Consider the following 22,233-nt stretch of genomic DNA (forward strand, 5'->3'; position numbering starts at 1 on the left):
GGGTTTACCCGCGAAGAGGCCAGTACAGGTCAAACCCGCTCGATGGCCAATGCCAAACCTTGGCCAACCCCTACACACATGGTCGCCAGGCCTTTACGCCCACCGCTCTTCTCCAGCTGGTGAAGCGCGGTCAGCACCAGGCGCGCACCGCTCATGCCCAGCGGGTGGCCCAAGGCAATCGCGCCGCCGTTGGGGTTCACCTGCGGTGCATCGTCGGCCACACCCAGCTCACGCAGCACCGCAAGCCCCTGGCTGGCAAAGGCTTCGTTGAGCTCGATCACATCGAAATCATTCACCGCCACACCCAGGCGCTCGGTGAGCTTGCGCACCGCCGGCACCGGGCCAATACCCATCACCCGCGGCGCAACGCCGGCACTGGCCATGCCCAGCACCCGGGCACGTGGGGTCAGGCCGTGCTTCTTCACTGCCTCGGCCGAAGCCAGGATCAACGCCGCAGCTCCGTCGTTCACGCCCGAGGCGTTGCCGGCGGTGACGGTCTTGTCCGGGCCGTTGACCGGCTTGAGCTTGGTCAGGGCTTCCAGCGTGGTTTCCGGGCGCAGGTGCTCGTCACGCTCGACGATGGTCTCGCCCTTCTTGTGCGCGATACGCACCGGCACGATCTCTTCGGCGAAGAAACCGGCGGCCTGGGCGGCAGCTGCCTTCTGCTGGCTGCGCAGGGCGAAGGCGTCCTGGTCAGCACGCGAAACCTGGTAATCGTCGGCCACGTTGTCGGCGGTTTCCGGCATGGAGTCCACACCGTACTGGCTCTTCATCAGGGGGTTGATGAAACGCCAGCCGATGGTGGTGTCTTCGAGCTTCATGTTGCGCGAATAGCCGCTTTCGGCCTTGCCCATGACGAACGGGGCGCGCGACATCGACTCGACGCCGCCGGCGATCGCCAGCTCCATTTCGCCGCTGGCAATGGCACGGAAGGCGGTACCGATGGCATCCATGCCCGATGCACACAGGCGGTTCAGGGTAACGCCCGGGATGCTCTGTGGCAGGCCGGCCAACAGTAGCGCCATGCGCGCCACGTTGCGGTTGTCTTCACCGGCCTGGTTGGCGCAGCCGAAGAACACTTCGTCAACCTGATCCCATTGCACGCTCGGGTTACGCTCGATCAGCGCCTTCAGCGGCACGGCGGCCAGGTCGTCGGCCCGCACGCCGGCCAGTGCGCCGCCGAAGCGGCCGATCGGGGTGCGGATGGCGTCACAGATGAATACGTCGCGCATCAGGCTTCTCCTGCCACCTGGCCATGGGCCGCGGCGGTACGGGCTTCGAGGTTACGCAGGGCGGACAGCTCGACTTCGGTAGGTGCGGCAGTGGTCTGCACATCGTCGGCAAAGCGAATCGCCCAGCCAGTGGCGGCGATGATCTGCTCGCGGGTCACGCCCGGGTGGATGGCAGTGACCACGAATTCGTGGGTGCCGGCTTCCGGCTCCATGATGCACAGGTCGGTGATGATGCCGACCGGGCCCTCGCCTGGCAGGCCAAGGCGTTTGCGCGAGTCGCCGCCTTCACCGTGGCCAACCGAGGTGATGAAGTCCAGCTTGTCGACGAAGGCTCGCGGCGACTGCTTGAGGATGATCAGTACCTGCTTGGCGGAACCGGCGATTTCCGGCGCGCCACCGGCGCCCGGCAGGCGGGTTTTCGGCGCGTGGTAGTCACCGACCACAGTCGTGTTGATGTTGCCGAAGCGGTCGACCTGGGCGGCGCCGAGAAAGCCGACATCGATGCGCCCGCCTTGCAGCCAGTAGCGGAAGATCTCGCCGGTCGGCACCACAGTGTCAGCGGTTTCCGCCAGCTCGCCGTCGCCGATCGACAGCGGCAGCACGCTTGGCTTGGCGCCGATCGGGCCGGATTCGTAGATCAGCACTACGTCTGGCGAAGAGGTCAGGCGCGCCAGGTTGGCAGCCTTGGATGGCAGGCCGATGCCGACGAAGCACACAGCACCGTTGCGCAGGCGACGGGCTGCGGCGACGGTCATCATTTCGGAAGTGGAGTAGCTCATTGTGCGGCCTCCGCAGTGCTGGCCAGCTTGGCCTTGAATTCGTTGAAATCGGCAGTGCCACGGATGTAGGTGTCGATCCAGGCAGTGAACGATTCGCGGCTACGCGCGATCGGGTCCCAGGCCTGGTAGAAACGGTTGTCACGCTCGTAATAGCCGTGGGCATAGGACGGGTGCGCACCACCAGGCACCAGGCATACCGCGCTCAGCGCCCAGGTCGGCAGCACGCAGGCGTTCATCGGGGCCTGCAGGTCGTCGACAATTTCCTCGACGGTGACGATGCAGCGCTTGGCGGCCAGGGCAGCTTCCTTCTGTACACCGAGAATGCCCCACAGCAGCACGTTGCCTTTGCGGTCGGCCTTTTGCGCGTGGATCACGGTCACGTCCGGGCGCACCGACGGCACGGCTGCCAGCACTTCACCGGTGAACGGGCAGGTGACGCTCTTGATCAGCGGGTTGACCTTTGGCAGGTCGGAGCCGGCGTAGGCACGCAGCACGGCGAACGGCAGGCCAGAAGCACCGGCGACATAGGCGTTGGCCAGGTCGGCGTGGCTGTGTTCTTCGATTTCGATGGCGTGAGGCCACTGCTTCTCGACGGCATCACGCAGGCGGTGCAGCGAACCGACACCTGGGTTGCCACCCCAGGAGAAGATCAGCTTGCTGGCGCAACCGGCGCCGATCAGCTGATCGTAGATCAGGTCCGGTGTCATGCGCACCAGGGTCAGGTCGCGCTTGCCCTGACGGATGATCTCGTGGCCGGCGGCAGTCGGGATCAGGTGGGTGAAACCTTCGAGGGCGACGGTATCGCCATCCTGGATGAACTGCTTCACGGCTTCGTGAAGCGGGAGAATTGCAGCCATTTGGAGACTCCTGGTCAGGGTGCTTCGGTGAGCTCAGATTAAGGAGACTGGCGGGTGGCTTACAATCCGATAATCGACTATTCGTGCGATTATCGAACTATTTGTTATCCTGCTACTCATTCTCCACGGTGTCGAATTCTTCGCAGCACAAGGCTGCTCCTACATGGGGCGGCGTCGCCTGTGCAGGAGCAGCCTTGTGCTGCGACGGGCCGCAAAGCGGCCCCTGCGTCTCAGGTCGCGTCAGCGTGGCTCACCAACCCCTTCACGATCACACCCACCGTCGCCAGCCCCGCCGGCACCAGCAACGCCGTCAGCACCTGTTCGAAGTTCCAGCCCAGCCCCAGCAGGGTCGCGCCACTCCAGGCCCCGAGAATCGCCCCGAAACGGCCGATACCCAGCATCCACGATACCCCCGTGGCGCGGCCCTGGGTCGGATAGAAGCGCGCCGCCAGCGACGGCATCGCCGACTGGGCGCCGTTCACGCACATGCCGGCAACCAGCACCAACGTGGCCAACACGGTGATATTGCCCAGACTCTGCCCCACGGCGTAGGCGAACACCCCGGCCAGCAGATAGAAAATGCCGATCACCTTGTGCGGATTGAAGCGGTCCATGGCCCAGCCCACACCGACGGCACTCAGCACGCCACCAAACTGGAACAGTGCGCCGATGAAGGCAGCCTGCTCCATGCTCGCGCCACTGTCGCGCATCAAGGTGGGCAACCAGCTGGTCAGCAGATAGACGATCACCAGGCCCATGAAGTAGGTCAGCCACAACAGCATGGTGCCCATGCCGTAGGTACCAGAGAAGATCAGCGCAAACACGTTGCGCGCAGCCACCGCCTTCTGCTCCGGCACGCAGAAGCTGCCCGCCTCGGCCACCACCTGCGGCGCGATGGGCGACAAGGTCTGGCGCACCTTGTCCGTGCCCCGGTTGCGCACCACCAGGAACCGCGCCGACTCCGGCAGCCATACCATCAGCACCAGCGCCAGCAGCAACGGCAGCACGCCACCGATCACCAGCAGGCTGTGCCAGCCGTAAGCCGGAATCATCTTGGCGGAAATGAAACCACCACCGGCCATGCCCAGGTTGAAACCGCAGAACATGCTGGTCACCAGCAGCGACTTGAGGCGCTCTGGGGTGTATTCAGACAGTAGCGTGGTGGCGTTGGGCATGCCTGCGCCAAGGCCCAGGCCGGTCAGAAAGCGCAGCACCAACAACTGGTCGACATTGGTGGCATAGGCCGAGGCCAGGCTGAAGCCGCCGAATACGAGCACCGCCCCCACCAGTACGCCCTTGCGGCCAAAACGATCCGCTAGCGGGCCAGAGCCGAGGGCACCGAAAACCATGCCGATCAATGCAGCACTCATCACCGGGCCGAGGCTGGCGCGGTCAATCCCCCACTCCTGTGACAGGGCCGGGGCGATGAAGCCCATGGCGGCGGTATCCAGGCCGTCGAGGAAGACGATCAGAAAGCACAGCAACACCACCCGCCATTGGTAGCGGGACAGCGGCTGCTGATTGATGAACGACTGGACGTCGAGGCTTTTGCCGACGTTGGATTGCGCTTGGTTCATTATTGTTATCCAGAATGAGGGGCACAGCCTGGCCGCTGCAGCGATCAAACGTTACAGAGGACAAGGATTTGGGAGATTGCGGCCGGCGTCAGCCTGGATATAACAATACTGCGCGCGGGTGCGGCCGCGACAGCGAGGGGACAGTAATCATGGAAAGTGCCTCTTGTGTTTTTCTTGTTCGATCGGCGCAGCCGACCGTTGCGAGAGACATTAATCAGCGGGCGGGGGTGAAGCAATTCGCCGCGAACGACACTGTGCGTTTATCGCACAGGAAAGGGTTTTGCCTGTTCAAAATTTGAAAGGGGCGCTTTGCGCCCCCAGCGAGCTCAGCCAAACAACTGATGGCAAAGGTCCCGGCTGGCCGCCAGCAGGATCGGCAAGAACCGCTGCTCCAGCTCACTGCGCGTCACCCGCCCGACATGGGTACTCACATTCAACGCCGCCAACACCTGCCCTGAGGCGTCATACACCGGCACCGCAATCGAGCGCAGCCCCTGCTCCAGCTCCTGGTCCACCACGCACCAGCCCTGCGCGCGCACCTGCTGGATACAGGCGAACAGCGACTCGGCGTCATGCAAGGTACGGCTGGTACGCGCCTTGAGGTCGGCACGCTCCAGGTATTCACGCAGACTGGTGTCGTCCATGGCCGCCAACAGAATACGCCCCATCGAGGTGCAATAGGCCGGCAGGCGCCCACCCACCGACAGGTCGACCGAAATCAGCCGCTCCACGGTGGCCGAACGGGCTATATAAAGGATGTCGTCACCTTCGAGCGTGGCCATGTTGGCCGCCTCGTGCAGCTGGTCGCTGATGCGGTCCAGGTAAGGCTGGGCAGAAATCGCCAGCGGCGTCGACGACAGATACGCATGCCCCAGCGTCAGCACTTTGGGCAACAGCGAATAGGTGCGCCCGTCGGTGGTGGCGTAACCCAGCTTGATCAAGGTGTGCAGGCAACGGCGTACCGCCGCACGGGGTATTTCGGTGCGGTGGCTGATCTGGGCGATGGTCAGGTGGCGCTTGCGTTCCTGAAAGGCCTGGATAACGGCCAGGCCTCGCGCCAGGGAGGTCATGAAGTCAGGGTCGCCGGTAAAGGCCTGGATGCGCTTTGCCGGGGAAGCCACGATCGGCGGTGCCAAAGCTGCCGAGGTAGGTCGCCCCTGCTCCGGGTTGGCCGGCTCTGGATTGACGGAATCGTTGGCCAGGGTTTCGTCACTCATCGCACACCTCAAAAAAACGCCCACTCGTGCGATTATCGAACAAACGGCCGATAATCGCAATTGACCGCTGACACTTTTACTTATACCTTTCTCATGCCACTTGTGGCTTCTTTGGAGAGACTGGTCAGGTACCCACCGTAGAAGTCCCAGGCAACGGCCTCGTCTTTTGGCGAGGCCGTTTTTCATTACACTCCCGATCGACAGCCCCGCTACGGCGTTGCAACGAACTTTTGTCCGTCTTGCCTTTCAAACTTGTACGAAAGGCCCAAACTGTTGTCGGATGCATTCCGTTACTTGCGTCCGGTGATGTCAGGGTTGGGTAAATAACGATGTTCGGCGAAATATCGATTGCTATAATCGACTGCGCAGGCCTCAACGATTCCGTGGTAATGGAACCTTCCGCTGTATCAAGCCGTTGCGGCCAGCAAGGCATGCGCACCGCTGCACAACGCCATTAACAACTGTCATCAAACTTAATTCAGGTGCTACTGTGACGAAAGATGAACTGCGCGCGGAACTCGAGCGCCAGGCTGAACGTTACAAGGATGTTTACGGTGGCGAAGTCACCACCTACGCCGCCCAACCGGATCCGGAACGCAAACCTTGGCGCAAGCGCGCCAGCGTGCGCGACCAAGCCTTCAGCCAGGAACTGGAACGTATGGAAAAGGAACTGCGCAGCGACACTCCCTGATTTCCAGGACCAAGCCAGCGCGTCGTCGCCCGGCCAACCCGGGCGCGCTCGATCTTTACTGCCCGGCTGAAGGTGAAATGGAATTACACAAATTTCATACGGCCGTTTGAACAGTAGCGAGGCGGCTTTTTAACCAGCGTTTTGCCGGTTTTCGCCAGTTTTTGTGCGTTTTAGCCGACATTTCCCTGCCTTAACGTCGCTCCGAGCACACCACGCTCGTGTCAGGAAGATTGCCGTCGGTCTGTCGCGGATGCATCGATTGCCAAGGTTTTCTGGCATAATCCCGCCCCCCTAAGACCGCCAGACAACCTTCATGATCGAATTATTCAGCGGACTGGATGCCTGGGTGTTGGTGAGCCTGCTGCTCGCCTTGACCTTCGTGCTCGCCTTCGAGTTCATCAATGGCTTTCATGACACCGCCAACGCGGTAGCTACCGTCATCTATACCAAGGCCATGCCGCCGCACCTTGCCGTGTTCTTCTCCGGCGTGTTCAACTTCCTTGGCGTTCTGCTCGGCGGTGTCGGGGTGGCCTATGCCATCGTGCACCTGTTGCCGGTAGAGCTGCTGATCAACGTGAACACCGGACACGGCCTGGCCATGGTCTTCTCGCTGCTGGCTGCGGCCATCACCTGGAACCTGGGCACCTGGTACTTCGGTATCCCCGCCTCCAGCTCGCACACGCTGATCGGCTCCATCCTCGGCGTCGGCCTGGCCAATGCCCTGATCAACGACATCCCGCTGGGCGACGGTGTCAACTGGCAGAAGGCGATCGACATCGCCATGTCGCTGGTGGTCTCGCCAATGGCCGGCTTCGCCGTTGCCGCCCTGGTGCTGATCGGCCTTAAGTGGTGGCGCCCGCTGTCGAAGATGCACAAGACCCCCGAGCAGCGCCGCAAGCTCGACGACAAGAAGCACCCGCCGTTCTGGAACCGCCTGGTACTGGTCGTTTCGGCAATGGGCGTGAGCTTTGTGCACGGTTCCAACGACGGCCAGAAAGGTATCGGCCTGATCATGCTGGTGCTGATCGGTATCGTCCCGGCCAAGTTCGTCCTCGACCTGAACAGTACCACCTACCAGATCGAGCGTACCCGAGACGCCACTCTGCACATGAGCCAGTTCTACCAGCGCAACGCCGCCACCCTGGGTGAGTTCCTGGCACTGGGCAAGGCCAAATCCAGCGACCTGCCGGAGCAGTTCAGCTGCAACCCGCAGCAGACCGAGCCGACCATTGCCGCGCTGCAATCGTCACTGCAGGGCGTGACCGACTACCACAGCCTGAGTGCCGACAAGCGTGTCGAAGTGCGCCGCTACCTGCTGTGCCTGGACGACACGGCGAAGAAGGTCGGCAAGCTGCCAGGCCTGGAAGCCCGTGAAAAGGCCGACCTGGAAAAACTGCGCAAAGACCTGACCGCCACCACCGAGTACGCCCCGTTCTGGGTGATCGTGGCCGTCGCCCTGGCTCTGGGCCTGGGCACCATGGTCGGCTGGAAGCGCGTGGTACTGACCGTCGGCGAAAAGATCGGCAAGCAGGGCATGACCTATGCCCAGGGCATGTCGGCGCAGATCACCGCGGCTTGCGCCATCGGTATGGCCAACGTCTTCGCCCTGCCGGTATCGACCACCCACGTGCTGTCGTCCGGTGTGGCCGGCACCATGGTCGCCAACAAGAGCGGCCTGCAAGGCGGCACCGTGAAGACCATCCTGCTGGCCTGGGTACTGACCCTGCCTACGTCGATGGGCCTGGCGGCCGGCCTGTTCTGGCTGGCGTCCAAAGCCATTGGCTGAGTGATACGGTTCTGAAAGAGGCGGCCTTCGGGTCGCCTTTTTTCTGTACGGCCTCTTCGCGGGTAAACCCGCTCCCACAGGTAATGCACAGCTCTTGATATCTGTGATGAACCTGTGGGAGCGGGTTTACCCGCGAAGGGGCCGGTACAGGCAAACTACCTTTTCTTTCCCCCCAGCAACGACCCCATCAACCCCCGCACCAACTGCCGCCCCAACTGGTTGGCCGCCTGGCGCACCGCCGACTTGATAGCCTGCCCTGCCGCACTCTGCAAGAACTCACCAGCCTTGTCGGCAAAGCTCTCTTCATCCGCCTTGGGTTGCGGCGCCGGCTCCACTGGTTCGCCCTTGCGCTGGGTCAACATCTCATACGCCGACTCACGGTCCACCGGCTTGTCGTAACGCCCCGCCAGCGGCGAATCGGCAATCAGCGCACTGCGCTCAGCCGCGCTCAACGGCCCGATACGCGACTGCGGTGGTGCAATCAGTACCCGTTGCACCATCGCCGGCGTGCCCTTTTCTTCCAGCGTCCCCACCAGCGCCTCGCCAATCCCCAGTTCAGTCAGTACCGCCAAGGTTTCGAACGCCGGGTTGGGACGGAAGCCATCGGCCACCGCCCGCAGCGACTTCTGCTCCTTGGCGGTAAATGCCCGCAAGCCATGCTGAATGCGCAAGCCCAACTGGGCCAGCACCGCATCCGGCAAGTCCCCCGGCGACTGGGTGACGAAGTACACTCCAACGCCCTTGGAGCGGATCAGCCGCACCACCTGCTCCAAGCGATCCTGCAATGCCTTGGGCGTATCGTTGAACAGCAAGTGGGCTTCATCGAAGAACAGCGCCAGCACCGGCTTGTCGGCATCACCGCGCTCGGGCAGTTGCTCGAACAACTCGGCCAGCAGCCACAACAGGAAGGTCGCATACACCTTGGGGGCTTCGTGAACCAAGCGGCTGGCGTCGAGCAGGTGAATACGCCCACGGCCATCCGGGTCTGGCCGCAGCAGGTCCTCGAGCTGCAACCCGGGCTCACCGAACAGCGCCTCGGCGCCCTGCTGCTCCAGGGTCGCCAACCGGCGCAACAGGGCCTGGGTGGAGGCCGTGGTCATGAGCGCGCTGTCTTCGCCCAGCAGTTGCGGGTTGTCCTTCAGGTGCGCGAGCAGCGCCTTGAGGTCCTTGAGGTCGAGCAGCAGCAGGCCTTCTCGGTCGGCCACCTTGAACGCCGCATACAGCGCCGCCTGCTGGCTGTCGGTCAGTTCCAGCAGGTTGCCCAGCAGCAGCGGCCCCATTTCACTGAGGGTGGTGCGCAGCGGGTGGCCGGACTGCCCGGCAATGTCCCACAGGCTCACCGGGTAAGCCTGTGGCCTGTGCCCCAGCCAGGGCATGCCGGCGATGCGCTCGGCCACCTTGCCCTGCGGCGCACCAGCAGCGCCCAGGCCGCACAGGTCGCCTTTGACATCGGCGGCGAACACCGCAACCCCCGCATCACTGAACGCTTCCGCCAGATGCTGCAGGGTGACGGTCTTGCCGGTACCCGTCGCGCCCGCTACCAGGCCATGGCGGTTAGCCAACCTCATGGCTTGCCCAACCGGCTGGCCATCCGGGCCAGCGCCTACAACGATGGTCGAAAATTCCGACATCTCTTTAATCCTCTGCTCAAGCTTTACCGTAATTCGGCCGATACCTGTGGGTGATATTCGCCTTAATAGAGAGGAACAACCGAAAAGGGACTTTTCGGGATGTTGCACTGCTTTGCGACTCCACGCGTGCAAACGCCTGATATGAAACCTTAGCGGAACCGATTACGCCATGAACAAAAGCCTTCGTTTCAGCCACAAGATTCTTTTGGCAGCGTCACTGATCGTGATACTCGCCTTCAGCCTTTTCACGCTCTACAACGATTACCTCCAGCGTAATGCGATCCGCGAGGACCTTGAAAACTATCTGGCTGAAATGGGCGCTTCCACTTCGACCAATATCCGCAACCTGTTCGAAGGCCGTATCAAGCTGGTGGAAAACCTGGCACAGAACATTGCCCAGGACCCGACCAACGCCGAAACCCTCATGGGCCAGAATGCACTGGTTTCCAGTTTCCTCACCGTCTACCTGGGCAAGGTCGATGGTGGCTTCAGCGTGCGCCCTGACTCGAAAATGCCCGACGGCTACGACCCACGCACCCGCCCCTGGTACAAGGACGGCATGAACGCCGCCGGCGCGACCCTGACCGAGCCGTACATCGACATGACCACCAACAAGATGGTCATCGGCATCCTCAGCAAGGTTTCCACCAGTGTCGGCGTGGTCGGTGGCGACCTGGCCCTGGATGGCCTGGTGCAGATCATCAACTCGCTTAACTTCGGCGGCATGGGCTACGCCTTCCTGGTCAACGATCAAGGCAAGATCCTGGTACACCCGGAAAAAGACCTGGTGATGAAGTCGCTGTCGGACCTGTTCCCGCAGCACACGCCAAAACTGACCGGTGAACTGACCGAAGTGCAGAGCGAAGGCCAGGCCCGTCTGCTGACCTTCACCCCGATCACAGGCCTGCCTTCGGCCAACTGGTACATCGGCCTGTCGGTGGACAAGGACAAGGCCTTCTCGATGCTCAGCACCTTCCGCACCTCTGCGGTGATCGCCACGCTGGTGGCTGTGGTGATCATCATCGGCCTGCTCGGCCTGCTGATCCGCGTGCTGATGCAGCCGCTGCACACCATGACCCGCGCCATGGAAGACATCGCCGAAGGTGAAGGCGACCTGACCAAGCGCCTGCGCATTCACAACCACGACGAATTCGGCATCCTGGGCAGCGCCTTCAACCGTTTCGTCGAACGTATTCACAGCTCGATCCGCGAAGTGTCTTCGGCCACCGAGCAGGTCAACGAAGTAGCCCTGCGGGTCATCAGTGCGTCGAACTCGTCGATGACCAACTCCGACGAGCAGTCCAACCGTACCAACAGCGTGGCCGCCGCCATCAACGAACTGGGTGCCGCCGCCCAGGAAATTGCCGGCAACGCCGCCCAGGCGTCGCAGCATGCCAGTTCGGCGCGGTTGCTGGCCGAAGAAGGGCAGCAGGTGGTGGAGCGCAACATTGCGGCAATGAACCGCCTGTCCGACCTGATCGTCACCTCCAGCGCACACATCGAGACGCTGAACAGCAAGACCGTCAACATCGGCCAGATCCTCGAGGTGATCACCAGCATTTCCCAGCAGACCAACCTGCTGGCGCTGAACGCAGCCATCGAAGCAGCCCGTGCCGGTGAGGCCGGGCGTGGTTTTGCCGTGGTCGCCGATGAAGTACGCAACCTGGCGCACCGCACCCAGGAATCGGCGCAACAGGTGCAGACCATGATCGAAGAACTCCAGGTCGGCGCCCGCGAGTCGGTCGAGACCATGGACCAGAGCCAGCGCCACAGCCAGGACAGCATGCAGATCGCCAACCAGGCCGGTGAGCGGCTGGACAGCGTTACCGTGCGCATCGGCGAGATCGACGGCATGAACCAGTCGGTGGCCACCGCCACCGAAGAGCAGACCGCCGTGGTCGAGGCGATCAACATGGACATCAACGAGATCAACATGCTCAACCAGGAAGGCGTGGAAAACCTGCAGGCCACCCTGCGCGCCTGCTCCGACTTGGAGCAGCAGGCTGGCCGCCTGAAGCAGCTGGTGGGTAGCTTCCGCATCTGATCTCAATCCGCGTCGCCCGCTCCCACAGGAACTGCACACCCCTGAGGCCTGTGTAACTCCTGTGGGAGCGGGTTCACCCGCGAAGAAGCCCACACCGCTCTCCCGCTTTCCCCTGCCCCGCCCAACCCCGATCGAACAAACTATCCTTCTGATAGGTCAACCTTTAGGCGCGTCATCGCCGGCCCGTTAGCGCCGGATGACAGACCCGAAGACGATCCCGGAGGGATGCTGATCGTGCACATCGCCGACATCACCATGTTCTACGCCCCCGCCAGTGGCGGCGTACGTACCTATCTTGATGCCAAACACCACCGCCTGGGCGCCATCCAGGGCGTCCGCCACAGCTTGCTGATACCCGGTGCCAGCGCCCAGCACGCCGACGGCATCTACCAGGTGCCCGCACCGCCGCTGCCGTTCGGCAATGGCTACCGTTTCCCGGTGCGCCTGGCCCCCTGGTGCAATGTGCTGCGCCGGCTCAAGCCCGACCTGATCGAAGTCGGCGACCCGTACTTGACCGCCTGGGCTGCGCTGGAGGCGCGACGCAAGCTCGATGTGCCGGTAATCGGCTTCTACCATTCCGATCTGCCGCTGCTGGTCAGCAACCGCATGGGCAACTGGTTCACCCCCAATGTCGAGGCCTATGTCAGCAAGCTGTACGGCAATTTCGACCGGGTCCTGGCCCCTAGCCAGGTCATGGCCGACAAGTTGCGCCGCCTGGGGGTACGCGATGTGCACGTGCAGCGCCTGGGCGTGGACCTGGCTACCTTCCATCCCAGCCAGCGCGACCCACGGTTGCGTGCCGAGCTGGGCATTGCCGACACCAGTCGCCTGCTGATCTACGCCGGCCGTGGTTCGCGGGAAAAGAACCTGCCGGTGCTGCTCGACTGCATGCAGCACCTGGGCCACCCCTACCACTTGCTGCTGGTGGGTTCGAACATGCCCGCCAACGTGCCGCAGAACGTGAGTGTGATCGATCACTTCTGCCCGGCACCGGAAGTCGCCCGGCTGATGGCCAGCGCCGACCTGCTGGTGCACGCTGGTGACCAGGAAACCTTCGGCCTGGTCATACTCGAAGCGATGGCCAGCGCCACGCCGGTGGTGGCGGTGCGCGCCGGTGCTTTCGGCGAAATCGTCAACGAACAGTGTGGGCGCCTGTGCCGTCCCAACGATGGCCAGGCCATGGCGAGGGCCGTGCAAGAAGCGTTCGAAGCCGGCGTGCGCAAACTCGGGGCGCAAGCCCGTCGCCATGCCGAGCAGCAGTATTCGTGGGACCAAGTGGTCACCGGCCTGCTGCAACATTACCAGGCCGTGCTTGGCCACCAGCCGCAGGTCCGCGCCCATGGCTGAGCCACTGCCGCCAGCGCGCAGCCTGATGCTGGTGCTGCACGATGTCGCACCAGAGACCTGGCCCGACTACCAACCCTTCGTCCAGGCCGTCGATGCCATCGGCGGCATTCCCATGACCTGGCTGGTGGTACCGGACTTTCACCACCGCAACCCGCTGCAGCGCTCGCCCAGCTTCTGCCGCTTGCTCGAGCAGCGCCTGGCCCGGGGCGACGAGCTTGCCCTGCACGGCTTTTATCATGCCGACAACGGCCCGCCGCCGCGCACGCCCGGCGAATACTTCATGCGCCGTATCTATACCCATGAAGGCGAATTCTACGCCCTCGACCAGCAGCAGGCCCTGCAACGCCTGGAGCACGGCCTGGCTCTGTTCGCCCAGCAGGGTTGGCCAGTGGCCGGCTTCGTCGCGCCCGCCTGGCTGATGAGCGAAGGCACCCGCCAGGCACTGCGCCGTCTGCCGCTGCGCTACACCAGCACGCCACAGCACCTGTACCGTTTACCGGACTTCACCGCGATCAAGGCTCCGGGGCTGGTCTGGAGTGCCCGCAGCAGCTGGCGCCGCGGCCTGTCACGGGTGCTGTGCGACTGGCAATGCCGGCGCTGGCGCGGCGCCCAGACCCTGCGCCTGGGCCTGCACCCGGTGGACATGCGCCATCGCGCGTCCCGCGACTATTGGCTGAACACCTTGCACACGCTACTGGCACAGGGCCGCGAGCCCCTGACCAAGTCCACCTGGCTCGACCGCCAGGCCAGCCCATGAACCGACTGGTCTGGCTGGCCCTGGCACTGCTCGGCGCCGTGCTGGTTCCGGCCCTGTTAGGCGGCAGCGAGTTGCTGCCGAGGCTGCAGCGCTTCGCGCCCAGCCTGATGCTGACCCTGCTGGGCATGATCCTGCTGTGCTGGGTCATCAACGCCATCCGCCTGCGCCTGCTGCTCGGCCAGCAAGGGGCAAGGCTTGGGCGCATGCGCAGCCTGGGTGTGGTGATGGCCACTGAGTTCGCCATCTGCACCACTCCAGCCGGCAGCGGTGGCCCCTTGACCCTGATGGCCCTGCTGGCACGCGACCGTATCGGCCCGGCGCGCAGCGGCGCGGTGTTTGCCATGGACCAGCTGAATGACCTGGTGTTCTTTTTCTGCGCAATGCTGGCGATTGCCGGCTATGCGCTGTTCCACAGCCTGGGCCGCAGCCAGGAAAGCATGTTGCTGGGCAGCGCGCTGATGCTGTGCACGGCTCTGGCCGGGGTAATCGGCCTGCTGCGTTACCGGCGCACGGTGATGCGCGTGAACGGCAGATTGCTGCGCCGCCTGGGCGTGAGCCGCCAGCGCAAACGCCGCTGGGCGCGCAAAGTGCTGCGCTTCATCGACGCACTGGCGCAGACCTGGCGTCTGCCCAAGCGCACGCTGACCTTGGTGTTCACCCTGACCTGCGCCCACTGGGGCCTGCGCTACAGCGTGTTGTACCTGGTATTGAGGGGGTTGGGAGTAGACCTCGCGTGGATCCCCAGCTTCCTGGTGCAGATGCTGTCGCTCAGTGCCGGCCAGTTCAGCCTGCTGCCTGGCGGCGCCGGTGCCGCCGAGCTGACCTCGGCCAGCCTGCTGACGCCGCTGGTGGGCAGTTCGACCGCAGCTGCGGCGATCCTGATATGGCGGGCAGTCACTTACTACTTTTATCTGCTGGCGGGTGGGCCGGTGTTTGTGTGCCTGCTGGCGCGCCCGCTGCTGGAGCGCTGGCGGCGTCAGGCGGGTTGAGCTGCTGCCAAAGTTCGGCGGCGCCAGGGAAATCGGTGCCATCGGTGTCGGCCAGGGCTTCGGGGTCGTAGCGGGCCAGGCAGCCTTCACCGAGGGTGGGTGGGGGTGAGGCGGTGGGTTGGTTGCGCTGCTTGGCCATCGGCTTATCCCTCAGATTGCTGGGGGCGCTTCGCGCCCCTTTCGCGACACAAGGCCGCTCCTACAGGAGTTACGCGACGCAGTGCCGGTACGCGATCCCTTGTAGGAGCGGCCTTGTGTCGCGATGGGCTGCAAAGCAGCCCCAGAACCTCACAGGCAACCAGTCTGTATCAGTCAAACACCACAGTCTTGTTGCCATGTACCAGCACCCGGTCTTCCAGGTGATAACGCAGGCCACGGGCCAGCACCATCTTCTCCACATCACGGCCAAAGCGGACCATGTCGTCGATGCTGTCAGCATGGCTGACACGCACCACGTCCTGCTCGATGATCGGGCCTGCGTCCAGTTCTTCGGTGACGTAGTGGCAGGTCGCGCCGATCAGCTTCACACCACGCAGCGCAGCCTGGTGATACGGCTTGGCGCCGACGAACGACGGCAGGAAGCTGTGGTGGATGTTGATCACCTTTTCAGCATAGTCCTGGCACAGTTGCGGCGGCAGAATCTGCATGTAGCGGGCCAGCACCACCACATCGGCGGCGTGCTCCTGCACCAGGCGCGAAACCTCGGCAAAGGCCGGGGCCTTGTCCTTTGGGTCGACCGGTACATGGAAGAACGGAATACCGTGCCACTCGACCATGCTGCGCAGGTCGTTGTGGTTGGAGATCACGCAAGGGATCTCGCAGTCCAGCTCATCGGTGTGCCAGCGGTGCAGCAGGTCGGCCAGGCAGTGCGACTCGCGGCTGGCCATCAGCACCACGCGCTTTTTCTGCGCCGAGTCGGTAATGCGCCAGGTCATGGAGAACTCTTCAGCGATCGGCGCAAACGCCTCGCGGAAGGCTTCGATACCGAACGGCAGCGATTCGGCGCGGATTTCATGGCGCATGAAGAACCAACCGCTCTGCTCATCGGAGTGGTGGCTGGCTTCGTTGATCCAGCCATTGTACAGGGCCAGGAAATTACTGACTTTCGCCACGATGCCAACACGGTCGGGGCAGGCGATCACCAGACGATAGGTGCGCATGAATGAGACTCCAGAACTTCGCAAAGGCGCTCATTCTAGCGGCCCGCCAGGAAAAACGCAGTATTGATCGCAGCGGCAGTGGCCTGCGATCCTGATGAGACGCACTGCGGACATTCTCTGACAGACATGACGAAATGCAGGGTTAATTGTAAATTTTTGTTCACCTTGAAAATGGTTGTCACAGCTTAGTTAACAGTTAATTGCCCAACAATATGTTTACTTGCGAGTATTGCCTGTCTATTATTGCCCCACACATTTCTGAACACGCATTAAGGAACACTCCATGTCCCTGATCAACGAGTACCGCGCTACCGAAGAAGCCATCAAGGAACTTCAGGCCCGCCTGGCCAACCTGTCGCAGGATGACAAGCTGAAGAAAGAACTGGAGTTCGAAGGCAAACTGCGCACACTGATGGGCGAATACTCCAAGTCGCTGCGCGACGTGATTGCCCTGCTCGACCCAGAGTCGAAACTGAGCAAGGCACCTCGTGGTGCGGTCAAGACTACCGCCACCAAGCGTGCGCGCAAGGTCAAGCAATACAAGAACCCGCACAACAATGAAGTGATCGAAACCAAAGGCGGCAACCACAAGACCCTGAAAGAATGGAAAGCCAAGTGGGGTGGCGATGTGGTTGAAAGCTGGGCGACCCTGCTGGACTGATTGTCCGCACACGCCTGCTGCTTGTCGCAACAAGAACGCCGGCATATTGCCGGCGTTTTTGTTTGCCCGCGTTTTGTGTCAGCGCTCAGCCAATTGCAAACTGTGCCTGCAACTGCCGAGCATGTACCTGCCACGCCTCCAGCACACGCCGCCCCGCCTCGTCGGCGCCCTCCCAGGCCTGCTGCCGCGCCTGTTCGAAGTCGCCCAACGTATTCGGCGCGCCCCACCGCGGGTCGCTCAGGCGCTGCTGGCAGAAGCTGAACCAGCGCTGCCGCTCTTCGCCGGTCAAGGTCTCGGGGAAGTTGCGCGCCCGATAGCGGAACAACAGTTCAGGCAGGCGCGGGTCATCGAACATCCATTGCCCACGGCCCAACTGAGCCGGTTCCAGTGCACGAACTTGCTCGCACAAGCGGCGGTCACGGTCCCTCAGAAAACCGTCATACAACTGTTGTTCCGGGTCTTCGCTCAAGGCGAAGTCTTCCTTGCCATAGATGTGTTCCAGCTTGTCTTGCCATTGCGCCTGTTGCTTGGCCAATTCTTCGCCGCGCAATTGTAACAACGTCAAGTCCAGACCCAGCCGTCGTTGATCGGCCGGGCGCAATACCGAAAGTGGTGCCAGTACCGGGCAGCGATTGATCTGCACCAATTTGAGCGGAACGGGTAATTCGCCTTCGGCCAGTTCTTCATGGCGGGTATACAAACGCTGGCGTAGAACTTCAGCACTATCCCGTAACAACGGTAGGGCTTCCTGATGCAGGTCGCACACAATCAGTGCATTGCGATTATGCGGGTGCCAAGCCAATGGCAATACGACACCAAGGTAATTGCGTGCCGCCGAGAAGCGCCCGGATATATGCACCAGAGGCTGCAACAAACGGATCTGCTCCATCACTTTATGCTTGCTGCGCAACTGGAACAGCCAATCATACAACTTGGGCTGTTTTTGACGGATCAGGCGGGCCAGGGCGATGGTTGCCCGCACGTCGGAAAGCGCCTCGTGAGCATGCCCGTGGTCGATGCCATTGGCCTTGCTCAGCAGTTCCAGGCGCAGGCTGGTGCGCCCGTCCTGTTGCGGCCACTCGATGCCGTCCGGGCGCAATGCATAGGCCGTGCGCACGATGTCGATCAGGTCCCAGCGGCTGTTGCCGCCCTGCCACTCGCGCGCGTAAGGGTCGAAAAAGTTGCGGTACAGGCTGTAGCGGGTCACTTCGTCGTCGAAGCGCAGGGTGTTGTAGCCAGCACCGCAGGTGCCAGGGTGCGCCAGTTGCGCATGTACCCGGGTCATGAACTCGGCTTCGCACAAGCCCTGCTCGGCCAGCAGTTGCGGGGTAATACCGGTCACCAGGCAGGCGGCCGGGTGCGGCAGGATATCGTCGGAGGGCCGGCAATAAAGGCTGATCGGCTCGTCGATTTCGTTGAGGTCGAAGTCGGTGCGCACGCCGGCCACCTGTAGCGGCCGGTCACAGCGCGGGTTGATGCCGGTGGTTTCGTAGTCGTGCCAGAAAATGCTGGAGGTCACGGGGTCGTCCTGTATCGAGGTCGACCCGATTCTAGCGCGATTCTGGCCTGAGCCAGGATGCGCAGACTCAGACGGAAGCGTTGGCCGGGTTGAAGCTGAAAAAGTCGCGCAACGAGCGGACGAATTCGTCGTACTCGCGAGGGGTCTGCAGCAGCATGAAGCCGGAATCGTAATGCCCCGGCGTCTGGTCTTCGCGGCACCACAGGCAACTGGCGGTGAGGTTGACGAACTGATGCCCGCCCCCGACCAGCGGCAGACGCAACTGCAAGTCGTAATCGGGCCCGACCAGCACAGGCAACTGGCTGATCAGCATGAGCCCGTCCTCGGAAGCATTGCCCAGCTGGCCGATCAGCTGACCGGTACAGCGGTTGAACACCTGCAGGACACAAGGCAGTTGATGGCGTTCGATGTGGCGCTTGTTGAACATGATCGCGATTGCAGTCCGTATCCGGAGCCAGGAATACGTGGAACTGGCGGTTGTTGTAACAGCTGAGTTACAGATTAGCCCAGTGCACGCGGCAAATCCTGTTAAATAAAATGCACCTTGGTGTTAACGCCAAGGTGCGGCGCTTGCCGGGGTGGCCACGGCGGCTTCGGCGCCGCGCAAATGGCCGAGTTTATCCAGAGTCTGCAGGCGCGCCTGGGCGCGATAGGCGTATTCGTTGCCCGGGTACTGCTGGATCAGGTACTGGTAGGTCTGCGCGGCATCCACGTACAACGCCTGGCGCTCCAGGCACTGGCCGCGCAGCAGCGACACCTCGGGGTGGATGAACGGTCGCGCACGGCTGGTGCGGTCGACCTGTGACAGCTCGAGCATGACCCGCGCGCAATCGCCACGGTCGTAGGCGCGGTAGGCATTGTTCAGGTGGTGGTCCATGGACCAGCGGGTGCAGCCGACGGCGCTGGCCGCCAGGGCTAAAACGATCAGGGCTCGCATGGGGGTCTCCTTTGATGCCAGTGTATCGGCCTTTGCCGGCAAATCTTCACACCCTTTTGCAAGGATACCCTGCCCGTTCAAATGCCACCCTGCCTTGGTCGCAGGTAGTGCAACGGAACAATGACTACAGCGAGATTCAGGAGTAGCCTTTCGCTGCGCTTCACTATAGGAGTCTGTGCATGAGCATCCGCCGTACCAAAATCGTCGCCACCCTTGGCCCCGCCAGCAACTCGCCGGAAGTGATCGAACAGCTGATCCTCGCCGGCCTGGACGTGGCACGCCTGAACTTCTCCCACGGCACTCCGGACGAGCACAAGGCCCGCGCGCGCCTGATCCGTGAAATCGCCGCCAAGAACGGCCGCCATGTTGCACTGCTGGGCGACCTGCAGGGTCCGAAGATCCGCATCGCCAAGTTCGCCAACAAGCGCATCGAATTGAAGATCGGTGACAAGTTCACCTTCTCCACTGCCCACCCGCTGACCGAAGGCAACCAGGACATCGTCGGTATCGACTACCCCGACCTGGTCAAGGACTGCGGCGTTGGTGACGAATTGCTGCTCGACGATGGCCGTGTGGTGATGCGCGTCGAAACCGCCACCGCGGATGCCCTGCACTGCATGGTGATCATCGGTGGCCCGCTGTCGGACCACAAGGGTATCAACCGTAAAGGCGGCGGCCTGACCGCACCGGCCCTGACCGAGAAGGACAAGGCCGACATCAAGCTGGCCGCGGAAATGGACCTGGACTACCTGGCCGTGTCCTTCCCGCGTGACGCCAGCGACATGGAATACGCACGCAAGCTGCGTGACGAAGCTGGCGGCAGTGCCTGGCTGGTGGCCAAGATCGAACGCGCCGAAGCGGTGGCCGACGACGAGACCCTCGACAAGCTGATCCTCGCCTCCGACGCCGTGATGGTTGCCCGTGGCGACCTGGGCGTGGAAATCGGTGACGCCGAGCTGATCGCCATCCAGAAGAAGATCATCCAGCACGCCCGCCGCAACAACAAGGCGGTGATCGTGGCGACCCAGATGATGGAGTCGATGATCCAGAACCCGATGCCGACCCGCGCCGAAGTGTCCGACGTGGCCAACGCCGTGCTGGACAACACCGACGCGGTGATGCTGTCGGCCGAAAGCGCCGCTGGCTCCTACCCGATCGAAGCCGTCCAGGCCATGGCCCGCATCTGCCTGGGTGCCGAAAAGCACCCGACCAGCCAGAAGTCCAGCCACCGCCTGCACACCACCTTCGAGCGTTGCGACGAAAGCATCGCCCTGGCGGCCATGTACACCGCCAACCACTTCCCGGGCGTGAAGGCGATCATCGCCCTGACCGAAAGTGGCTATACCCCGCTGATCATGTCGCGCCTGCGTTCGCACGTGCCGATCTTCGCGCTGTCGCCGCACCGCGCCACCCAGGCACGCGCCAACATGTTCCGTGGCGTCTACCCGATCGCCTTCGACCCGGCTTCGCTGCCGGCCGACAAGGTGAGCCAGGCGGCCGTCGACGAACTGCTCAAGCGTGGCCTGGTTGAGCAAGGTGACTGGGTCATCCTGACCAAGGGTGACAGCTACCACACCATCGGTGGCACCAATGGCATGAAGATCCTGCATGTCGGTGATCCGCTGGTCGGTTGATCTGCTCCATAGAGGGCTGCTCTGCGGCCCTTCGCGGGTGAACCCGCTCCCACAGGTACAGCGCTAGCCCCAGGCCTGCCACTAACCCTGTGGGAGCGGGTTTACCCGCGAACAGGCCAGCCCAGGCAACACACATGCCTCAGGCATGCTCGACAAACACATCGGCAAACACTTGCCCTCGTGGCACCCCTGCAATGAACAGCCGTCGGGCAAACCGCTCGACAGTCCCCGGTGCCCCGCACACCAGCGCTACCGTCTGGCGCGATGACGGCCGCAGCCCGGCCAACGCTTCATCCAACTGCTCTGCCAGTACCAACTCGACATTCACACCCGCCATCTCTCGCAACGGCTCGGCCAGATAATGCCCGGCGCCCTCGCGCGCCACATGCATCACCCTGATTTCCCCTTGGTGCCCCTGCCGCAATGCCTCGCGCAAGATGCCCCACAACGGCGCCAGCCCGGTCCCCGCCGCCAGCAACCACAGCGGCCGCTGCTGCCAGTCCGGGTCGTAATGCAAGGCCCCACCCCTGAGCTCGCCCAGGCGCAGCACATCACCCAGTTGCAAGCCACGGGCCCTGTCACAAAAGGCACCGGGGCGCTGACAGTCGATATGGAACTCGAGAAAATCATCTTCGCCCGGCAGGCTGGCCAAGGAGTAAGGCCGCGCTACCGTGCCATTCCACAGCACCACATGCTGCCCCGCCTGGTAACGCATTGCCCGTTCGGGACGTAACCGCACCCGCAGCACATCGCCGAACCAGTCCAGGGCACAGACCTGCGCCGGCACGCCATCCTGCTGCGGGTCGAACAGCGCCAGGCACAGGTCTTCGACTACCTGGCACTGGCAGGCCAGGCGCCAGCCCTGGGCGTGCTTGTCCTGCGCCAAGGCCTGGGGCAAGGCGTCCAGCGGTTGCCCGGCCAGGCAGTGCACCAGGCAGGCATGGCAACTGCCAGCGCGGCAGCTGTAAGGCACGTTGAGCCCGGCATCATTCAAGGCATCGAGCAGGTTGCTGCCGGTCGGCACCGCCCAGCGGCGCTCGCCTACGCAAAGTTCGGGCATTGTCAGCTATCTCTTCCAGCTGTTGATTTTCTGGGGGCGCTTTGCGCCCTATTCGCCGGCAAGCCAGCTCCCACAGGTAATGTGCAAACCTCAGGCATGGTGCAATCCTGTGGGAGCTGGCTTGCCGGCGATGGGCTGCAGAGCAGCCCCTTCCAAAGCATCCTATCTCTTCAGCGAGCCAGCAAGAACAATGCCTGCCCCCTGCCGACCATGGTCCAGACCACACGCAGGTGTTTCACACGGTGAGGCACGCTATACTGCCGCGCCTTTTTGCGTCGGCCATGCCGCCGGCGCGCCTTTGCCAGGCGTTTCGACATGCTGGTCGGCACCGTCGAGCGTCTCTATGAATGTTCCC

At 62.9% G+C, this 22,233-nt stretch carries 18 protein-coding genes and 2 pseudogenes; 9 read left to right on the forward strand and 11 right to left on the reverse strand.

Features of this window, described 5'->3' with window-relative positions; all coding sequences use genetic code 11:
- Nucleotides 1–29 precede the first annotated feature (29 nt).
- The 5 genes from pcaF to pcaR form a co-directional block, all read right to left on the reverse strand.
- Nucleotides 30–1,235 carry a 3-oxoadipyl-CoA thiolase gene (gene pcaF, locus R9B85_RS07590; protein ID WP_423771056.1) on the reverse strand — a complete coding sequence of 402 codons (1,206 nt, stop codon included), beginning with the start codon at nt 1,233–1,235 and terminating at the stop codon, nt 30–32.
- Nucleotides 1,232–2,011 (reverse strand): CoA-transferase subunit beta, encoded by a 780-nt coding sequence (locus R9B85_RS07595; RefSeq protein ID WP_112250428.1) that lies wholly within the window; start codon nt 2,009–2,011, stop codon nt 1,232–1,234. The genes pcaF and R9B85_RS07595 overlap by 4 nt, the downstream gene beginning before the upstream one ends.
- Nucleotides 2,008–2,868 (reverse strand): CoA transferase subunit A, encoded by an 861-nt coding sequence (locus R9B85_RS07600; protein ID WP_015271654.1) that lies wholly within the window; start codon nt 2,866–2,868, stop codon nt 2,008–2,010. The genes R9B85_RS07595 and R9B85_RS07600 overlap by 4 nt, the downstream gene beginning before the upstream one ends.
- A gap of 230 nt (nt 2,869–3,098) precedes the next feature.
- Nucleotides 3,099–4,445, reverse strand: coding sequence for an MFS transporter (locus R9B85_RS07605; RefSeq protein WP_112250426.1), 1,347 nt, complete (start codon nt 4,443–4,445; stop codon nt 3,099–3,101).
- 326 nt (nt 4,446–4,771) lie between these two features.
- Complete coding sequence (gene pcaR, locus R9B85_RS07610) at nt 4,772–5,662, reverse strand: pca regulon transcriptional regulator PcaR (RefSeq protein WP_423770950.1); 891 nt, start codon at nt 5,660–5,662, stop codon at nt 4,772–4,774.
- Between the two features lie 490 nt (nt 5,663–6,152).
- Between pcaR and R9B85_RS07615 the strand changes: the two genes are divergently transcribed.
- Both R9B85_RS07615 and R9B85_RS07620 read left to right on the forward strand, forming a co-directional pair.
- Nucleotides 6,153–6,353 (forward strand): hypothetical protein, encoded by a 201-nt coding sequence (locus R9B85_RS07615; protein ID WP_003259583.1) that lies wholly within the window; start codon nt 6,153–6,155, stop codon nt 6,351–6,353.
- Nucleotides 6,354–6,666: 313 nt separating this feature from the next.
- Nucleotides 6,667–8,139 (forward strand): inorganic phosphate transporter, encoded by a 1,473-nt coding sequence (locus R9B85_RS07620; protein ID WP_112250422.1) that lies wholly within the window; start codon nt 6,667–6,669, stop codon nt 8,137–8,139.
- 155 nt (nt 8,140–8,294) lie between these two features.
- Here the strand turns inward: R9B85_RS07620 and R9B85_RS07625 are convergent, their stop codons facing one another.
- Nucleotides 8,295–9,770 (reverse strand): helicase HerA-like domain-containing protein, encoded by a 1,476-nt coding sequence (locus R9B85_RS07625; RefSeq protein WP_207877316.1) that lies wholly within the window; start codon nt 9,768–9,770, stop codon nt 8,295–8,297.
- A gap of 169 nt (nt 9,771–9,939) precedes the next feature.
- Here R9B85_RS07625 and R9B85_RS07630 point away from each other — a divergent pair.
- The 5 genes and pseudogenes from R9B85_RS07630 to R9B85_RS07650 form a co-directional block, all read left to right on the forward strand.
- A pseudogene (locus tag R9B85_RS07630) lies at nt 9,940–10,956 on the forward strand (HAMP domain-containing protein); the annotation flags it as partial.
- A gap of 261 nt (nt 10,957–11,217) precedes the next feature.
- Nucleotides 11,218–11,814: pseudogene (locus R9B85_RS07635) on the forward strand (methyl-accepting chemotaxis protein); the annotation flags it as partial.
- Nucleotides 11,815–12,039: 225 nt separating this feature from the next.
- Nucleotides 12,040–13,161 carry a glycosyltransferase family 4 protein gene (locus R9B85_RS07640; RefSeq protein WP_112250416.1) on the forward strand — a complete coding sequence of 374 codons (1,122 nt, stop codon included), beginning with the start codon at nt 12,040–12,042 and terminating at the stop codon, nt 13,159–13,161.
- The gene (locus R9B85_RS07645) at nt 13,154–13,918 is read left to right on the forward strand and encodes a DUF2334 domain-containing protein (protein ID WP_215520809.1); all 765 of its coding nucleotides are present in this window, start codon (nt 13,154–13,156) and stop codon (nt 13,916–13,918) included. Before R9B85_RS07640 ends, R9B85_RS07645 begins: the two co-directional genes overlap by 8 nt.
- On the forward strand, nt 13,915–14,907 hold the full coding sequence (locus R9B85_RS07650) for a lysylphosphatidylglycerol synthase transmembrane domain-containing protein (protein WP_207879957.1): 993 nt from the start codon (nt 13,915–13,917) through the stop codon (nt 14,905–14,907). The genes R9B85_RS07645 and R9B85_RS07650 overlap by 4 nt, the downstream gene beginning before the upstream one ends.
- 308 nt (nt 14,908–15,215) lie before the next feature.
- Here the strand turns inward: R9B85_RS07650 and purU are convergent, their stop codons facing one another.
- Nucleotides 15,216–16,067 (reverse strand): formyltetrahydrofolate deformylase, encoded by an 852-nt coding sequence (purU, locus tag R9B85_RS07655; RefSeq protein ID WP_023662871.1) that lies wholly within the window; start codon nt 16,065–16,067, stop codon nt 15,216–15,218.
- A gap of 283 nt (nt 16,068–16,350) precedes the next feature.
- Here purU and mvaT point away from each other — a divergent pair, with 283 nt between their 5' ends.
- Nucleotides 16,351–16,728, forward strand: a complete 378-nt coding sequence (mvaT, locus tag R9B85_RS07660; RefSeq protein ID WP_003259590.1) for a histone-like nucleoid-structuring protein MvaT — start codon at nt 16,351–16,353, stop codon at nt 16,726–16,728.
- An 85-nt stretch (nt 16,729–16,813) separates the two neighbouring features.
- Here the strand turns inward: mvaT and sbcB are convergent, their stop codons facing one another.
- The 3 genes from sbcB to R9B85_RS07675 all read right to left on the reverse strand — a co-directional run bounded on the left by sbcB (nt 16,814) and on the right by R9B85_RS07675 (nt 19,184).
- The gene (gene sbcB, locus R9B85_RS07665) at nt 16,814–18,247 is read right to left on the reverse strand and encodes an exodeoxyribonuclease I (RefSeq protein ID WP_112250402.1); all 1,434 of its coding nucleotides are present in this window, start codon (nt 18,245–18,247) and stop codon (nt 16,814–16,816) included.
- 67 nt (nt 18,248–18,314) lie between these two features.
- Entirely contained in the window at nt 18,315–18,674 is a 360-nt protein-coding gene (locus R9B85_RS07670; protein WP_112250400.1) for a PilZ domain-containing protein, read from the reverse strand.
- A gap of 123 nt (nt 18,675–18,797) precedes the next feature.
- The gene (locus R9B85_RS07675) at nt 18,798–19,184 is read right to left on the reverse strand and encodes a tetratricopeptide repeat protein (protein WP_252378671.1); all 387 of its coding nucleotides are present in this window, start codon (nt 19,182–19,184) and stop codon (nt 18,798–18,800) included.
- 179 nt (nt 19,185–19,363) lie between these two features.
- Here R9B85_RS07675 and pyk point away from each other — a divergent pair, with 179 nt between their 5' ends.
- Nucleotides 19,364–20,818 (forward strand): pyruvate kinase, encoded by a 1,455-nt coding sequence (gene pyk, locus R9B85_RS07680; RefSeq protein ID WP_423770951.1) that lies wholly within the window; start codon nt 19,364–19,366, stop codon nt 20,816–20,818.
- A gap of 139 nt (nt 20,819–20,957) precedes the next feature.
- Here pyk and R9B85_RS07685 read toward each other — a convergent pair whose 3' ends face one another.
- A complete protein-coding gene (locus tag R9B85_RS07685) occupies nt 20,958–21,878 on the reverse strand; it encodes an iron-sulfur-binding ferredoxin reductase (protein WP_313856347.1) in 921 nt (306 codons plus the stop codon).
- Between the last annotated feature and the right edge of the window lie 355 nt (nt 21,879–22,233).

Origin of the sequence: Pseudomonas sp. NLJ1 (assembly GCF_049486705.1) — a bacterium.
GTDB classification, from domain to species: domain Bacteria; phylum Pseudomonadota; class Gammaproteobacteria; order Pseudomonadales; family Pseudomonadaceae; genus Aquipseudomonas; species Aquipseudomonas inefficax.

Bases quoted from the DNA above. Each gene is read 5' to 3' on its own strand.
- pcaR (WP_423770950.1), bottom strand. From the start codon at position 5,662: ATGAGTGACGAAACCCTGGCCAACGATTCCGTCAATCCAGAGCCGGCC.
- R9B85_RS07600 (WP_015271654.1), bottom strand. From the start codon at position 2,868: ATGGCTGCAATTCTCCCGCTTCACGAAGCCGTGAAGCAGTTCATCCAG.
- R9B85_RS07625 (WP_207877316.1), bottom strand. From the start codon at position 9,770: ATGTCGGAATTTTCGACCATCGTTGTAGGCGCTGGCCCGGATGGCCAG.
- R9B85_RS07645 (WP_215520809.1), top strand. From the start codon at position 13,154: ATGGCTGAGCCACTGCCGCCAGCGCGCAGCCTGATGCTGGTGCTGCAC.
- mvaT (WP_003259590.1), top strand. From the start codon at position 16,351: ATGTCCCTGATCAACGAGTACCGCGCTACCGAAGAAGCCATCAAGGAA.
- R9B85_RS07650 (WP_207879957.1), top strand. From the start codon at position 13,915: ATGAACCGACTGGTCTGGCTGGCCCTGGCACTGCTCGGCGCCGTGCTG.
- R9B85_RS07605 (WP_112250426.1), bottom strand. From the start codon at position 4,445: ATGAACCAAGCGCAATCCAACGTCGGCAAAAGCCTCGACGTCCAGTCG.
- R9B85_RS07675 (WP_252378671.1), bottom strand. From the start codon at position 19,184: ATGCGAGCCCTGATCGTTTTAGCCCTGGCGGCCAGCGCCGTCGGCTGC.
- R9B85_RS07595 (WP_112250428.1), bottom strand. From the start codon at position 2,011: ATGAGCTACTCCACTTCCGAAATGATGACCGTCGCCGCAGCCCGTCGC.
- R9B85_RS07685 (WP_313856347.1), bottom strand. From the start codon at position 21,878: ATGCCCGAACTTTGCGTAGGCGAGCGCCGCTGGGCGGTGCCGACCGGC.
- R9B85_RS07640 (WP_112250416.1), top strand. From the start codon at position 12,040: ATGCTGATCGTGCACATCGCCGACATCACCATGTTCTACGCCCCCGCC.
- R9B85_RS07670 (WP_112250400.1), bottom strand. From the start codon at position 18,674: ATGTTCAACAAGCGCCACATCGAACGCCATCAACTGCCTTGTGTCCTG.
- R9B85_RS07620 (WP_112250422.1), top strand. From the start codon at position 6,667: ATGATCGAATTATTCAGCGGACTGGATGCCTGGGTGTTGGTGAGCCTG.
- purU (WP_023662871.1), bottom strand. From the start codon at position 16,067: ATGCGCACCTATCGTCTGGTGATCGCCTGCCCCGACCGTGTTGGCATC.
- pyk (WP_423770951.1), top strand. From the start codon at position 19,364: ATGAGCATCCGCCGTACCAAAATCGTCGCCACCCTTGGCCCCGCCAGC.